At 31.5% G+C, this 16,546-nt stretch carries 10 protein-coding genes and 1 pseudogene; 4 read left to right on the top strand and 7 right to left on the bottom strand.

Features of this window, described 5'->3' with window-relative positions; all coding sequences use genetic code 11:
* Both OWK30_RS08115 and OWK30_RS08110 read left to right on the top strand, forming a co-directional pair.
* Positions 1 to 243: pseudogene (locus OWK30_RS08115) on the top strand (hypothetical protein); the annotation flags it as partial.
* A complete protein-coding gene (locus OWK30_RS08110; RefSeq protein WP_423325371.1) occupies positions 240 to 1,028 on the top strand; it encodes a nucleotidyl transferase AbiEii/AbiGii toxin family protein in 789 nt (262 codons plus the stop codon). The pseudogene OWK30_RS08115 and the gene OWK30_RS08110, both read left to right, overlap by 4 nt.
* A 474-nt stretch (positions 1,029 to 1,502) precedes the next feature.
* Here OWK30_RS08110 and OWK30_RS08105 read toward each other — a convergent pair whose 3' ends face one another.
* From OWK30_RS08105 to OWK30_RS08075, 7 genes are all read right to left on the bottom strand, one after another.
* Positions 1,503 to 4,877 carry a methylmalonyl-CoA mutase family protein gene (locus OWK30_RS08105; protein ID WP_423325369.1) on the bottom strand — a complete coding sequence of 1,125 codons (3,375 nt, stop codon included), beginning with the start codon at positions 4,875 to 4,877 and terminating at the stop codon, positions 1,503 to 1,505.
* A gap of 13 nt (positions 4,878 to 4,890) precedes the next feature.
* Positions 4,891 to 5,406 carry a DUF6125 family protein gene (locus OWK30_RS08100; RefSeq protein WP_423325367.1) on the bottom strand — a complete coding sequence of 172 codons (516 nt, stop codon included), beginning with the start codon at positions 5,404 to 5,406 and terminating at the stop codon, positions 4,891 to 4,893.
* A gap of 10 nt (positions 5,407 to 5,416) precedes the next feature.
* Complete coding sequence (locus tag OWK30_RS08095) at positions 5,417 to 6,556, bottom strand: acyl-CoA dehydrogenase (protein ID WP_423325365.1); 1,140 nt, start codon at positions 6,554 to 6,556, stop codon at positions 5,417 to 5,419.
* Positions 6,557 to 6,623: 67 nt separating this feature from the next.
* Positions 6,624 to 7,478 carry a 3-hydroxybutyryl-CoA dehydrogenase gene (locus OWK30_RS08090; protein ID WP_423325364.1) on the bottom strand — a complete coding sequence of 285 codons (855 nt, stop codon included), beginning with the start codon at positions 7,476 to 7,478 and terminating at the stop codon, positions 6,624 to 6,626.
* A gap of 9 nt (positions 7,479 to 7,487) precedes the next feature.
* Entirely contained in the window at positions 7,488 to 8,642 is a 1,155-nt protein-coding gene (locus OWK30_RS08085) for an acyl-CoA dehydrogenase family protein (protein ID WP_423325362.1), read from the bottom strand.
* A 16-nt stretch (positions 8,643 to 8,658) separates the two neighbouring features.
* A complete protein-coding gene (locus OWK30_RS08080; protein ID WP_423325360.1) occupies positions 8,659 to 10,401 on the bottom strand; it encodes an acetate--CoA ligase in 1,743 nt (580 codons plus the stop codon).
* A gap of 968 nt (positions 10,402 to 11,369) precedes the next feature.
* A complete protein-coding gene (locus tag OWK30_RS08075; protein WP_423325358.1) occupies positions 11,370 to 12,926 on the bottom strand; it encodes a WSC domain-containing protein in 1,557 nt (518 codons plus the stop codon).
* A gap of 355 nt (positions 12,927 to 13,281) precedes the next feature.
* Here OWK30_RS08075 and OWK30_RS08070 point away from each other — a divergent pair, with 355 nt between their 5' ends.
* Positions 13,282 to 14,955 carry an ABC1 kinase family protein gene (locus OWK30_RS08070; protein WP_423325356.1) on the top strand — a complete coding sequence of 558 codons (1,674 nt, stop codon included), beginning with the start codon at positions 13,282 to 13,284 and terminating at the stop codon, positions 14,953 to 14,955.
* Complete coding sequence (locus OWK30_RS08065; RefSeq protein ID WP_423325354.1) at positions 14,956 to 16,542, top strand: ribonuclease J; 1,587 nt, start codon at positions 14,956 to 14,958, stop codon at positions 16,540 to 16,542.
* The last annotated feature ends 4 nt before the right edge of the window (positions 16,543 to 16,546 follow it).

Raw genomic sequence — 16,546 nt, 5'->3', positions numbered from 1 at the left:
GAATTATTGGAAGATGCAGATGTCAAGAAAATTCATGAAATAGCAATTAGATATAATCTCAAGACCAGTTTTCAAAGACTGGGCTACATTTCTGATGTTTTGCTGGGATATCAAGAAGTCTCCAATTTCATTTATAAACATTTAAATGAAACAAAAAAGATACCTCTCTCGCTATCACATCCGGCAAAAGGTAAATTGGATAAAAAATGGAAAATAATTGTTAATACCGAGGTAGAATTATGATTCCAATGAGATATATACTTGAATGGAAAGAGTTTGCTCCATGGATTGATAACTCACAAGTCGAACAAGATTTAATCATGCACCGCACCATTATAGAATTATTTTCCAATAAATTTCTAAAATCAAAATTGGCTTTTAGGGGTGGCACTGCTTTATATAAGTTGTTTATGGATAGACCTGTTAGGTATTCTGAAGACATTGATCTTGTCCAAATAAAATCGGAACCTATTGGTGATATTCTTACAGAAATCAAAAAAACAATTAACTATTTTGAAGAAAAACCTAAGGTAAAAGTTAAAGCTAATAATCACAATATAATTTTTAGATTTGTAACAGAAACAGAACCTTTTACCACAAAAAAACTTAAAATAGAAATTAACTCAAGAGAACATTTTTCGGTTTTAGGATATAGGGAAAGGGAATTAAAATTATCTAATGGATGGTGTAATAAATCAGCTATAGTAAATACTTTTTGTCTGGAAGAGTTGCTTGCAACAAAGTTAAGAGCACTGTATCAAAGAAAAAAGGGAAGAGATTTATTTGACTTATACTATGTTTTAAGGAATAGAGAGGTTGATGTAGAAAAGATAATATTCTGTTTTAAAAAATATATGGAACATGACGGTAATAATATTACAAAAAAAGATTTCATTAAGAATTTAGATAATAAATTAAACGATGCTGATTTCATTGGTGACATTTATGCATTGCTTGTGCCAAATATCCAATATAACTGTTCAGAGGCGTATTTTTATATCAAAAAAAATCTGTTAAATTTCTTGTGATAGTTAATATCAATCTTAAAAAAATATTAGAATTCTACTATTGATCACAAATGCAATTTATATTATATTAACGATAAGATAGATGAAAGGAGTGGGTAAAATTAAATTGGGTAACATTTTGGGTAACGGATATTTTGGAAATGAGGTATCTTCAAAATCTATCAATAGGATAACTACTGCTGTTCGAGTCCCCCCTCCGGCATTTTTTATCTTCAATAAGTTATAAATTTTCGTAATTTACGATTTTAGTTTTAGTATCGTAATTGATTTAATGTTTATTTAACTTCTGTAAAAAAATACTTAATTCAACGGGGGTTGATTACTTTTAATCTAAAAACAGGATGACTCAACACTCAAAATAAGTTGTGAACCGAAACTTGTCAAAAATTTTTAGAAGAAGTCTCACTGCCCACATTGAAATTAACTTTATTAATAACATATTTATTTGAGCAGTGAGATTAAGTTATTTTTATTTTACATGTTGCGTCTGTATTTACCACCTACTTCAAATAGAGCATGTGTAATTTGTCCTAAAGTACAATATTTTACTGCTTCCATCAACTCATCAAATATATTCTCATTATTTTTTGCAGCATTTTTTAGTTTTTCTAAATAAATTGGAGCTTTATCTTTGTTTCTAAGTTTAAATTGAATTAGATTGTTAATTTGCTGCTGTTTTTCTTCTTCTGTTGATCTGCTTAACTGCAAAGGCATATCTTCCTCTTTTTGTTCATCTTCTTTTAAAAATGTGTTTACTCCTATGATTGGCAATTTACCTGAGTTTTTTAACGTTTCATAATATAAAGATTCTTCTTGGATTTTATTCCTTTGATAACGGGATTCCATTGCACCCAATACACCACCTCTTCTTGATAAGCTTTCAAACTCTTTTAAAACTTCTTCTTCTACGAGGTCAGTAAGCCATTCTATTATGAAAGAACCTTGAAGTGGATTTTCATTCTTTGACATTCCGAATTCTTTATTAATTATTAGCTGAATAGCTAAAGCTCTTCTTACAGACTCTTCTGTTGGTGTGGTGATAGCCTCATCATATGCATTTGTGTGAAGAGAGTTACAGTTATCGTTTATTGCAAGAAGCGCTTGAAGAGTAGTTCTGATATCATTAAATTGAATTTCCATTGAATGAAGAGATCTACCCGAAGTTTGAATATGATATTTCAACTTTTGGCTACGCTCATCAGCATTGTATAATTTTTTTGCTGCAATAGCCCATATTCTTCGTGCCACTCTACCGATAACAGCATATTCAATATCCATTCCGTTTGAGAAGAAGAAAGAGAGGTTTCTTGCAAATTTATTAAATTCCATACCTCTACCAAGAAAATATTCAACGTAAGTAAAGCCATTAGCTAAAGTAAAAGCTAACTGTGTGATGGGATTGGCACCTGCCTCTGCAATATGATAACCTGAAATAGAAACAGAATAGTAATTTCTTACATCATGTTTGATAAAGTATTCTTGAATATCACCCATAAGTTTTAGAGAAAAATCTGTTGAAAATAAGCATGTATTTTGTGCCTGATCTTCTTTTAAAATATCTGCCTGCACAGTTCCTCTAATTACATTTAAAGTATATTTCTTTATTTCCTCATATATGTCTTTTTCTACTAAAAAATCTCCCGGCACTCCAAGTAGAGCTAAACCAAGGTGATTTTCTATATCAACATTTTTAACACCAAACTTAGTATTGTAATAAGGTTTTTCTAATCCTAAACTTTTATAATAATTAGTTATTTTATCTATTGCTTTACCAAGTAGACCGTTTTCTTTTAAATATTTTTCTACCTGCTGATCTATTGCAGTGTTGAAAAACATAGCTAACATAATAGGAGCAGGACCGTTAATCGTCATTGAAACAGAAGTATTTTTATCACACAAATCAAAACCGCTATACAATTTTTTAGCATCATCTAAAGTTGCTATAGAAACGCCTGCATTACCTATTTTTCCGTAAATATCCGGTCTTGTGTCTGGATCTTCCCCATATAATGTAATAGAATCAAATGCAGTAGATAATCTATTAAACGGTTGCCCCTCTGAAAGGTAGTGAAATCTTTTATTGGTTCTCTCTGGTGTGCCTTCTCCTGCAAACATCCTTGTAGGAAGTTCATCTTGTCTTTTTAAAGGATAAATACCGGCTGTAAAAGGAAATTCTCCTGGTACATTTTCTTTCAATCTAAACTTTACAATTTCACCGTAATCTTCATATTCCGGTAGTTTTACTTTAGGAATTTTATTACCAGAAATTGTGGTTGTTTTGAGTTCATAAACTATTTCTTTATTTCTTATCTTTGTTACCAATTTGTCAGATTCAAATGTTTCTTTAACTTTAGGCCATTCCTCTATAAGTTTTTTAGTTTCTGGTGATAGTTCTTTTTTAATTTCTTCCAATTCGCTGTCTAATTTTTCTATGGTCTCACTGAGATCGCTTTTTTCTTTTAAATGTTTTTTAGTTTTTTCTATTGCGTATAATTTTGATGCTTTTTGCTGTTCATTTTTTACAAATTCATGATATTTTCTTATAGTGTCTGCGATGTCTCCTAAGTAGTTAGTTCTATTAACAGGGATCATGGACCTACTGTTGGAAGTGGTTTCTAAGGATATGTCTTCCGGTATTTTATCGATTAACTTAGCTTTTTCAAATAGCTTATAAAAAAAGTATGTAGTTGCTTTATCATTAAATCTTGAAGCAACTGTTCCGAATACAGGTATCTCTTCCAATGGAGTGTCAAATAGTTTAAAATTTCTTCTATACTGTTTCCTAATTTCATATAGTGCATCTTCTGCTTTATCTTTATCGAATTTATTTAATACTACCATATCAGCATATTCTAACATGTTTATTTTTTCTAATTGCAATGCTGCACCATATTCTGGTGTTGTAACATAAACATCGATATCTGCTATTCCAACAATTTCAATATCATTTTGGCCGCTACCGGCTGTTTCTATGATGATTGCATCAAAGCCAGCCATTTTATAAAGTTTAATTATATTTTCCAAAGCTTTTGAAATAGATGTGTTTGGTGATCTTGTTGCTATAGATCTCATGTAAAGATTATCATGTGGAAGTGTATTAATTCTTATTCTATCAGCAAGTAAAGCACCACCACTTCTTCTCGTAGGATCAACACCTATAACACCTATTTTTATATCTTTTAAAGTGGTTACAGCTCTTCTTAATATTTCATCCACTAAAGTTGATTTACCTGCACCTCCAGAGCCGGTAAAGCCGATGACCACTCCGTTTTTTTCCGATTTTTCAAGGTGTTCTTCGAGTAATTTTTGATACTGTTCATTCCAGCTACCACTCCACATCATATCTTCAACAAGACTTATTGCTTTAGGTAGCTCGGTGTTTATATTTTCAAAATAATATTCTAAATTTTCCTCGTTATACGTTTTAAAATCACTTTTTTCCAAAATATAATCTACCATCCCTTCAAGCCCCATTTTGATTCCATCTTCAGGGGAAAAAATCTTTTCTATACCGTAATCCTCTAATTCTTTGATTTCCGAAGGGATAATAACACCACCACCGCCTCCAAAGATTTTTACATGTGATGAATTATTTTCTTTAAGAAGATCGTAGATGTATTTAAAAAATTCCATATGGCCACCCTGATACGATGTTACAGCTATAGCTTGAACATCTTCTTCTAAAGCGGCATTTACTATTTCATAAGCACTTCTATTGTGTCCTAAATGTATAATTTCTGCTCCTTTATCCTGCATGATTCTTCTGAATATATTTATTGCTGCATCGTGCCCGTCAAACAAACTTGTTGCTGTTACGATTCTGATCTTATTTTTTGGTGTATATGACATAATAGCCTCCCAACTATTTTATTGTAAACTTCCATGCACAATGAAAATCATTTGTTATTTTATCTGGTGGGCATGCAATTACTTCTGTTTCTATTCTTTCATCTATCGTTTTTGCAAAATATGAATATTCTACTATACCAACAGGTTTACAGGGGAAAAATTGAAGATTTTTCCTCTCTCTCGCTGCTTGAACTCTACAAGTAACCATTTTAAGTATCAATGTGTGTTTATCAGGTCTTTCTATCTTTTGCTCGTTTATCCTTCTATACATTCTGAAATTTAGGGCCTTTTCAAGCCCATCAAGACCACTTTTGAGAGGTAAGCCCAATCGTTTCATAATCCTTTTTGCTTCTATTACAGTAAAATCTTTCCATGCTTCTATGTCTAACTCTATTGCTTTTTCGAGACCAAAATGTCTTTCCACCGCTTGAAACCACAATCCATCATGAGCAAGCCAATTTTTGGCTTCATCTTCTATGATGCCAATAAGCTCTTCTTTTGATAATTTTTCTAATTCAGGATATTTCATTTTACACCTCTTATTTCATAAGCATTTTGCTTATAACTATTCTTTGAATTTCATTTGTTCCTTCATAAATTTCTGTTATTTTTGCATCTCTGTAATAGCGCTCCATTTCATATTCTGTAATATACCCATACCCTCCAAAGATTTGGAGAGCCTCTTTTGTGACAAAAGTAGCTGTTTCTGAAGCAACTGCCTTTGCGATGGAAGATTCTAATATAAAATTTCTTTTTGTGTCTTTTAGCCATCCAGCGTAATAAGTTACCCATCTTGCCTGCTCGATTCTCATTTTCATATCAGCAAGCTTAAATTGAATAGCTTGAAAGGAAGAAATAGGTTTGCCAAACTGCTTTCTTTCTTGAGAATATGCTATGGCCCTATCAAATGCTCCTTCGGCTATACCTAAAGCTTGAGCTGCAATGCCTACTCTACCACCATCAAGTGTATCCATAGCGACCTTAAACCCTTCTCCTTTTTTACCTAATAGGTTTTCTTTTGGGATTTTTAAATTATTTAGAAGGAAGGCAGTGGTATAGGTACCTCTTATTCCTAACTTCTCTTCATTTCTCAATATTTCTACTCCTTCTTGAGATAGGTCAACGATAAAGGAGCATATCCCTTTATGTTTTAGTGATTTATCATATGTAGCAAAAAGAATTCCTATGCCTCTAAAACCTCCATTGGTTACGAATATCTTATTTCCGTTTATGATGTAATGGTCAGCATCTTCCTCCACTGTTGTTTGAATATTAGCTGCATCCGAACCTGCTTCAGGTTCTGTTAGCAAAATACAGCCTATTTTTTCTCCACTACAAAGTTTTGGAAGATATTTCTTTTTTTGTTCTTCAGTTCCAAAAGCAAGTATGGGATTTATGCATAATGAAGTATGAGCTGAAATCAAAACTCCACTTGAAGCGCAAGCTTTTGATATTTCTTCAACAACTAATATGTAAGCTAAAAAACTTGTACCTGCTCCACCGTATTCTTCGGGTACATATGTACCAAGCAGACCAAGCTCACCCATTTTTGCAATAATTTCATCCGGAATTCTATGTTCTTCATCTATCTTGCTTGCTATGGGTTTTATTTCTTTTTCGGCAAACTCTCTTGCAGTGTATCTTATTAATTTTTCATCATCTGTTAAGTCAAAATTCATATTCCCCTCCTAACTTATTTTAAAAAAGTATTAAAATTCTTTCTATTTTGATAGTTTGATAACTATCTTAACTTGAATAATCGTAAAAACCTTTACCCGATTTTCTTCCAAGTAAACCGGCTTCAACCATTTTTACAAGTAGAGGTGCTGGTCTGTATTTGGAATCTTTGAAGTTTTCGTATAGTACATTTTGAATAGCAAGAACTGTATCAAGACCTATAAAGTCTGCCAGTGTCAATGGACCCATAGGCTGGTTTGTACCAAGTTTCATTGCCTTATCTATATCTTCAGCTGTTGCTATCTCTTCGCCCAATGCAAAAATAGCTTCATTAATCATAGGGATCAGTATGCGATTAACGATAAATCCTGGATAATCTTGAGACAATACTGGTTCTTTGTTCAAGCTTTTTGCAAGCTCTATTGCAGTATTATATGTATCTTCAGATGTGGTAAATCCCTTAATCATTTCTACGAGACTCATGACAGGTACTGGATTCATAAAATGCATACCTACCACCTTATTAGGTCTTTTAGTAGCAACAGCAAGTTTTGTTATAGATATAGAAGATGTATTAGAAGCAAGAATAACGTCTCTTTTAGTTATTTCATCTAATTTTCTAAATAGTTCAAGTTTTAGCGATTCATTTTCTGGAGATGCTTCAACTACGTAATCAACTTCTTTTAGATCCTCAAGGTTAGTTGTTAATTTTATTCTTTCAATAATATTTTTTATTTCCCCTTCTTTTATAATTCCTTTTTTTGCCTGTCTTCGCAAATTTTTTTCTATTATTGAAACAGCTTTTTTTAGCTGCTCTTGATTTATATCATACATTACAACCTTATACCCGTACTGAGCAAAAACATGGGATATGCCGTTACCCATTTGACCTGCACCAACCACACCTACAATCTTTATATTCATATAAACCTCCTATGATGTGCTTAAATTTTTTAAAAGTTCTTTAGCTATTACTAATCTTTGAATTTCGCTTGTGCCTTCATAAATTTCAGTAACTTTTGCATCTCTAAAATATCTTTCTATTCCGTAATCTTTTATATATCCATATCCACCAAATATTTGTATTGCTTCTTTAGTTACGAAATTGGCAGTTTCAGATGCGAAAATTTTTGCCATTGAGGCCTCTTTTATTGGTGTTTTTCCAGAATCTTCTAACCATGCCGCGTGACAGATTAAATGTTTACTCGCTTCTATTCTTAATGCCATATCGGCAAGTTTGAACTTAATAGCCTCAAATTCGCAAATTTTCTTACCAAATTGCTTTCTCGTATTTGAATAAAGTAGGGCTTCTTCAAAGGCTCCTTCTGCTATTCCTAAAGCTTGTGCTGCAATTGTAATTCTTGACGCATCAAGCAAAAACATTGCTATGGGCCAGCCATTTTTTTCTTCACCTAACAAGTTTTCTTTAGACAATTCTAAGTTGTTAAATGAAATTACCGTTGTGTACGAACCATGTAATCCCATTTTCTTTTCATTTCTTACTATGTTTACTCCATTTTCTGTTAAATCCACTATGAAAGCAGATATACCTTTATGCCTCATAGACTTATCATGTGTGGCAAAAAGTACTCCGTATCCTTTATAACCACCATTTGTAACAAAAATTTTTCCTCCATTTATAATGTATTTGTCATTTATTTTTTCCACTTTAGTGGATATATTTGCGGCATCTGAGCCAGCTTCCGGCTCTGTTAACATGAAACACCCAATTTTTTCACCTGAGATGAGTTTTTTTAAGAAATATTCTTTTTGCTTTTTAGTCCCAAATTTGTTAATTGATGCACATGTTAACGAGTTGTGTACAGCAAGCATAACCCCTGTGGAAGCACATGCTTTAGATATCTCTTTTATTATTAAAACATAAGAGAGAAAGCTCAAACCCGCTCCTCCCAACTCTTCTGGCATGCAGACTCCAAAAAAGCCTAATTCCCTTAGTTGATCAAGGATATGTTCAGGTATTTTTTCTTCTTCATCAATCTGTTTTGCCGCTGGTTTTAGTACTTTTTGAGCAAAATTTTGAGCCACCTCTTGGACGAGTTTGTCTTCATCTTTTAGAGTAAAATCCATAATTTTCTCCCGCTGATTAGATTTTCCTTTTTCCTAAATTGAGTTCATTTTTGAAATCACTTTCCCAATATTCGTATGTTCCTCTTTGAGCTTCCATTTTAATTTTTTCTCTCTCATATGCTCTTAATTCTTTTCTCATTATCTTCGCACTTATTGTTTTAGGAAATTCTTGAAGAAACTCTATCGCCCTTGGTCTCTTATAGGGTGCCATACGCTCTCTTATAAATTTGAATATATCCAAAGCTGTTTCCTTTGATGGTCTATAGTCTGGTTTTAAAACTATAAATGCTTTTGGTACTGTTCTGTCTCTTTCATCTAAAGTAGGGACAACTCCCACCTCTAATATTGCAGGATGTTCTGAAATCTCACTTTCTACTTCAAAAGGGGAAATTCTATAATCAAGGCTTTTGAATATATCATCTGTTCTTCCTATAAAGAAGAAGTATCCATCTTCATCCATATAAGCTGAATCACTTGTTTGATACCATTTGTCATGAAACACCTTTTCGTTTACTTCCTTATCATCATAACGAGCAAGTAACCCTAATGGTCTGTTAGGATGAATTTTTAAGCATATTTGTCCTTCTTCCCCTGGTTTTACTTCGTTGAAATTTTCATCCAATATGGCGATATCAAAACCAGGTGCTGGTTTTCCAAAAGATAATGGTTTTCTTGGCTCACCTGGGAAATTACCTATCAAAGCCGTTGTTTCTGTTTGACCATAACCTTCTCTTATTGGTATACCACCTAAGGATTCTTCCACTTTTTTTACAACCTCAGGTATTAGAGGCTCGCCAGCACTCACTACATTTCTCAATTTAAGATTATATTTGCTTAAATCTTCCAAAGCTAACAGTTTTAAAACGCTGAAAGGTGCACAAAGTGATGTGACAGAATATTTTTCCATTGCTTTAAGTACAGTTTGGGCTTCGAATTTTTCATACTTAAAAATAAAAATAGTGGCTTCTGCATTCCAAGGAGCAAAAATACTACTCCAAGCATATTTTGCCCAACCGGGAGCTGAAATATTGTAGTGTATGTCACCTTTTTTTGCATTAATCCAGTACATAGTGGTAAGATGACCTATTGGATAAGAATGTGTATGTATTACTAATTTTGGTTTAGCTGTTGTTCCAGATGTAAAAAACAGATAACATTCATCAGTTGCCTTTGTTTTCTCTTTTGGAGTAAATTCTTCTGAATAATTTTTGTAAGTCTTATAATTTATCCATCCATCCTTTTCTATTGTACCTATATTTATCAACCCAATTAAATTAGAGCGTGCTTCATCACTGATGTGTTCCATTTTTTCCATATATCTATCTTGAGTGATTAATAATTTTACGTTTCCCCTAATAATTCTGTCTGAAATATCCTTGGCAGGAAGAATGGTTGTCCCAGGGATAAAAACTGCTCCGATTTTCATCAATGCAAGAGTTAGTTCATGAACTTCTGGGATCGCTTCAACAATAACAAATATTCTATCCCCTTTTTTAATACCCATATCTTCAAGGAAGTTAGCAACTTGGTTTGTTTTTCTCCTTAGTTCATCAAAAGTAAGTGTTTTTGATAAACCATCTTCATCAGCCCATATTAAAGCTTGAGTATGGTTGTCCTGAGCAATTTTATCAAAGTAGTCAATTGCCCAGTTGAATGTATCCACTTCGGGCCATTTGAAACCTTTTTTCGCTTCTTCATAACTTTTTGCATTAAGCAAAAAATCTCTCATTTTGAGAAAATCGTTCAAAACATTGCTCATATTTAACCTCCTTTGTAAGACATTATATTTGCAGTGGTTTTTAGTGTATGATTTATATTTTGAATGGTTTATTTTATTACAAGAATCATTTTCTGACTTTGTAGATCATCAGGTTTTGCTGGCTTGCTTAACTATCTTAATATCGTTTCTTTGATATAGTTTTTCATCTTTTTATTTTATAGATAGCTTTTAAGTAATCAATGTGAATGTTAAGATTTTCAGTAAAGTCATACTTTACATAGTTTAATACCATAGGTTACGGTTTTTAGTATGTCTCGTTTAGGTGCTAAGGTTTTATCTTTAATGTTAAAGACAGATCCCTAAATATATTTGATTATCAAACAGCGTATTATTTATTGCGATATTTATGTTTATAATATGTAAAGTAGAAATAATGTCAAGCAAAAAATGCCTTATAAAACACCGATGAAATAAATGAATAATGTTTAAGTATATTTTATATATTGTTTTATTTTGTGTAATTAATTGCAATATAAGAGATATTTTTTTGTTGTAGTAGATGGAAATATTTGAAGGGGTATCAATATAAAAAGTTGATAGATAATAGATGGTTTTGTTTTGTATATTAGTCGTGATAACATCTATTGCTTCTGATAGTACGTGGTTAACAGTGGGTTTTTTGTCTATCAATAAAATATAAAACATTTTTTTATAATTACAAAACATGGTGGTGTCGCATGATTTTAAAATTGTGATTAATTGAAGAAGTTGTTTTAAGAAATAAGTTAAAGTTAGCTTTACTGATATATGGTAGTACATACTAACTAAAGAGATTTTGTAATAAATTAAAAGATAGTAAATAAATCTTTATCCGGTCTGTTTTCCTTATAGGGGTTTTAAAGGGGGCTTGCCCCCCTTTAGATATATTTTTATAAGCGTTATAAATGAATAATGTTTTGCTTATCAATTAAATATGTTTCCAAAACAAAGACTAATTGTTTTTTAATCTATCTGACTTTAAACGTAATGGTTTTTAACTGTGTACCATTGTTTGTAATTATAACTTCATAATTTCCTGGTGGCCATAGTTTATCAGACGGCATCTCTAAATGATAAGTGAGATAACCTGTATAGTTTACCTGCTTTATTTCGAATGGGTAATTAATTATAAACATTTTTTCGCCATCTGGCTGGATGTAATACCATTGTGCTGTTAATACTGTATTTATAGGGATGTTTTTTACTTTACAAGTGATAAAGATTTTTGAAATTGTTTTATTTAAGAATTCAGGTATTGATTTGTTTAAATAATTGTCAGAATTTTGATATGCAGCGCATTCAGATATTTTATAAATGATTGAGGATTGTTGTGGTGTGTTATTGATATGTTGAGTATCAGTTTTGTATACGTCATTTGCCCAAACACCTCCACAAATTTTAGAAGTATCTCCTGAACATTTCATGTTGCAGTTATTTGCAGGTCCGTACATTCCGTAATTGTTGTCACAAAAGCACTGTGAGCCATATTGAACACCGGAATAAATATAACCTCTTTTACCGCATTCTTGTATACAGAGCTGTGGAGTCATATTAGCTGAAGAAAACCACCAAGCTCCTAAATCCCTTCCTCTTAATCCTGCTGGGTCACCTGCATCTTTAAAACAGCCTAAATAATTTAAATCGATTTTTTCTTTATCTTCTGAGGAATTGTTATTTACATTAATATATGGGTTGTCAATCAGTTTGATTTCATCAATGAAAGCATATTCATAATACCAACCGTTTGCTTTGATTAGCATTTCTACATCTATGTTTTTACCGTAATATTGTTGTAAGGGAATTGTTAGTTCATACCATTTTTTACCATTAACAACTCTTTCAAGTGCTTTTATTCCATTTATTTTAACTTCTAGTAGAAAGTCTCCATTGATGTTTCCTGCTACACGAAACATTAACAATTTTTCTTTTGAATTAACGAAATATTTACCTTTCAAAATAGTTGGTTTATTAGGGCTTATTGGATGAAGATAAAGTGCTGCACCCTTTGCTCCTGAAGGCGGCATTGCATCCCCTAGTTTTCTTACTGGTTTTTTCCAACCGAAAGTTTCATTTGAGCCTGCTATAACACCTATTTTACCGTTAGGAGCCGTTGGTAATTGGATTATTTCCCAATTTTTAAACCAACTTTCTGTGTTGATATTATTTTTTGAGATGTTGGCTTTATTGGTAACATTTTTAATTCCAGATATGCAACAATTGTTTTTAATTGGTGTTGGTATGTTATATTTTAACCAACATCTTGGATACAGACCTTGCCCAGAGTTAGGTTTAACGTAAGTCCATGCTTTACATTTCGGATCTTTTTCACATTCTTGCATACATAAATTATAATCTGGAAATGGTAAGTTAAAATTCTTATAATCATTGCCTGGTCTATCAGTATTAATTTCTATTTTTGAGTCAATATGGTTATCCATTGTAAAGTTCTTTTTTTGCATTACGTTTTGTGAACCAAATGCGAGTGAAACTGTTAATAACACAAAAAATATTGTTAATATTCTCATGTTAGTTTACCCCTTTTTTGAAAGTAAAAAGATGGAATAGAAAAGATAAAGATCTATAAGTTTCACAGATAATTCTATGATTAGCCATATTGTATTATAGCAGAAAATTCTGTGTTTGTAAAAAATGTGAATAAATGTACTATGTAATTATAGGGGCGTTAAAAAGATTTTTATGCATAATAGGATATTAAGATATATTTTTTGAGGTACATTATGTTGTGCTGTAAATACCAGTGAAATATATTGTCCTTTCTATTGTGTATACAACAAGCTGTTATAAGAAATAGGTTGATTCCAGTGATATCTTCTATTGATGTATAAATGTTTTGTGCTAAAATATCAAAAGAGGTGAATTTTGAATTTTATTAGGACCTTTCGTAATATTAATAGATTAAAAGAGATTCTTTTTGTGATAGCTAGTCACGGTTTTGGTAAATATCTAGATGATATCTATTTGTCATCTTTAATTGGTTTTGGGAAAAAAATTATAACATTTGGAAGATATAAGAAAAGGTCTGCATTACCTGTAGAAGTTCGTATTAGAGAAATGCTTGAGACTCTTGGACCTACTTTTATAAAGCTTGGACAAATGTTAAGTGCTAGAGATGATTTAATACCAGCAGAACTTGTTCAAGAACTTTCAAAGTTGCAGGATTCTGTTGTTTCTATACCTTTTGAAAGAATATATGAAAAATTGACAAGAATATATAAAGACCCTTCAAAATACTTTGATTATATTGAAGAAACTCCTTTAGCTGCGGCTTCTATTGCTCAGGTACACAGAGCACGCTTGAAAAATGGCCGAGATGTTGTTTTAAAAATAAAAAGGGATGGCATCAAAGAGCAGGTTGAAACAGATTTTGCTATAGCATTGTGGATTGCAAATACTGCAGAAAAATATATTGAAGAAGCAGCAGAATGGAAAATAAGTGAGTATCTTGAAGAGTTTTACAACCAACTTCTTAAGGAACTGGATTTTGAAATTGAAGTAGCATATATGAAAAAATTTAGAGAATTTTTCAATGCTAATTCTAAAATTGTGATTCCTGAAGTTTTTGAAGATATGTGTAATGATGATGTTATTGTAATGAGCTATCATTCTGGTATCCCAATTGATGAAGTAAAAAAGCTGAAAAAGGCCGGTTTTAATACAAGGGAAATTGCAGAAGCTGGTGTTGATTTTTATATGCAACAGGTTTTTGATTTACGTTTTTTTCACGGTGATCCACATGCAGGGAATTTTGTAATTGATGATAAAGGGCGTATTGTTGTTTTTGATTTTGGAATTATTGGAAAGATAGATAGAGAGTTGTTGATACATTTGAGTCACTTATTTAGATATTTGATAGAGTTTGATATTGAAGCACTTGTTGATGAATTTGTGAGTTTTGGAATAATTGATGAAGATCAAGATATTAGAAAAATAAAAAGCGAACTTACTGATTTGTTGCTTCCTGTTTATGGTAAAGAGCTTGAAAGAGTAAATATCAAAAAAAGTATTGAAAGAATATTTGTTATTGGTAAAAAATTCAAATTTTATTTTCCAAAAGATTACTTTTTGATAATGAAAACATTTATGTTTTTAGAATCGATAGGTAGAAAGTTGTATCCTGACTTTAATATGCTTGATTATGCTAAAGGGTATGCATACAAGGTAATCAAAAATGAGCTTTCATTTGACCTTATATTGAATGATTTTAGAAGACTTATAATGGATTATAAGTATGTAATAGAGAATTTTCCAAAAAATTATAAAAGACTGGTAAAAAATATTGAAAATGCTGAATTAGGTGTAAATGTAATTATCAAAGAACTTGATGAGTATATAAAACATCATGATAGGGCCTCAAATAGGTTGGGTTTTAGTATAATGATTGCTTTTACGGTTTTTTCGAGTACGATAATGCTGATAGAAGACTTTGGACCAAAGATTTATGGTATATCAATTTTTGGGATTGCTGGGTTTCTTGTATCAATGATGATGGGAGTATTGTTGGCAATAGGATATTTTAGGTCAGGTAGGTTGTAAATGTCATCACAAATAATATTTCTAGGTGGTGCAGGTGAAATTGGGATGAATATGTATCTTTATGAAAGTGAAAATAGCGCGATTATTGTAGATTGTGGTGTAAAATTTGCGGATAACAGTTATCCAGGCATAGATATGATAATTCCTGATTGGTGGTATATTGACAAAATCAAAAATAAATTACGTGGTATAATATTAACTCATGGTCATGAAGATCATATAGGTGGTGTAAGTTATTTGCTTAAAGAATATAAGTTGCCTATATATGGGGGAGAATTAACATTAAAACTTATTGAATCTAAATTGAAAGAGAAAAAAATTAAATTGGAAAATACAGTTGTGCGTGATGGTGATGTTTACTGTTTTGGAGATTTTAAAGTGGAATTTGTGGGAGTTACACATTCAATTCAGGATACATTTGGACTTTATATAGAAAATGATGACTATAAAATATTACATATTTCTGATTATAAAATGGATCAAGCTCCTGTAAATGGTAAACCTTTTGACGTTCATAGATTTATGGAGATTGGGAAAAGAGGGATTACTGTATTATTATCAGATTCTACAAATGTTATAAATGAAGGGATTACATCATCAGAATCATCTGTGTATAATGATTTGTTAGATGTTTTTCTACAAGCTAAAGGGCGTGTTTTTTTTACTACATTTTCGTCAAATATTGATAGAATAAAACAGGTTATAGATATTTGTCAGCAGATTGGTAGAAAAGTGGTAGTTGATGGTACTTCGGTAGTTAAAAGTGTAAAAATTGGTAGGGAGCTGGGGTTATTAAGTTTTCCTGATGATTTGATGGTTAATTTAACAGAGGCTAAAAAAATAGATGATGATAAAATTTGCTATATTATTTCTGGTTGTCAGGGTGAGGTTAATTCAACTCTTTATAAAATAGCTGCAAATGAAAGGAAAATTTTGAAAGCAAAAGAAGGGGACCTTTTTATTATATCTGCAAGAGTTATTCCTGGTAATGAACTGAATTTAAACAACACAATAAATAAGCTTTATTATTTTGGTGCAAAAGTGGTGGATATAGAGGAAAAAAAAATACATGTATCTGGACATGCATCAAAAGAAGAAGCAAAATTGTTGTTGAATTTTATAAGACCAAAATATTTGATACCTATACATGGAAAGTATAGACATATGAAGACTCATATTGAGTTGTTAGAGGAAGTGCATTATGATATTCAAACGAAAGGACTTTTTGTAGAAGATGGGGATGTTTTGGTTTTTGAAGATGAAAATCTTATTGGCGAAAATAAAATGGAAGTTGGTAGAAGATACATTGATGGAAGAGGTGATTTTATTTTAAGTGAGGAAGATTTGAAAATAAAGAAACATCTTTCAAGGGATGGGATTGTGCTTATACAAGAAATCAATGGAGATTTTAAGTTTGAAGTAATTGGTTTTAACCTTGATAAAAAATATATCACAATGTTGTCTAATTTTTTATTAGACAATTTGATTGATGTAGAAGTTTCTAGGGAGGAATTTGTAGAAAAAATTGTAAAACGTTTCTTTAAAAGGAAATTTGATAAAAGACCTATTGTTAAATATCTGTTATAAAGGG

Origin of the sequence: Deferribacter abyssi, assembly GCF_049472655.1 — a bacterium.
Lineage (GTDB): Bacteria > Chrysiogenota > Deferribacteres > Deferribacterales > Deferribacteraceae > Deferribacter > Deferribacter abyssi.
Note: the sequence above shows the minus strand (reverse complement) of the source record. Positions and strands in the feature narration are given on the sequence as shown.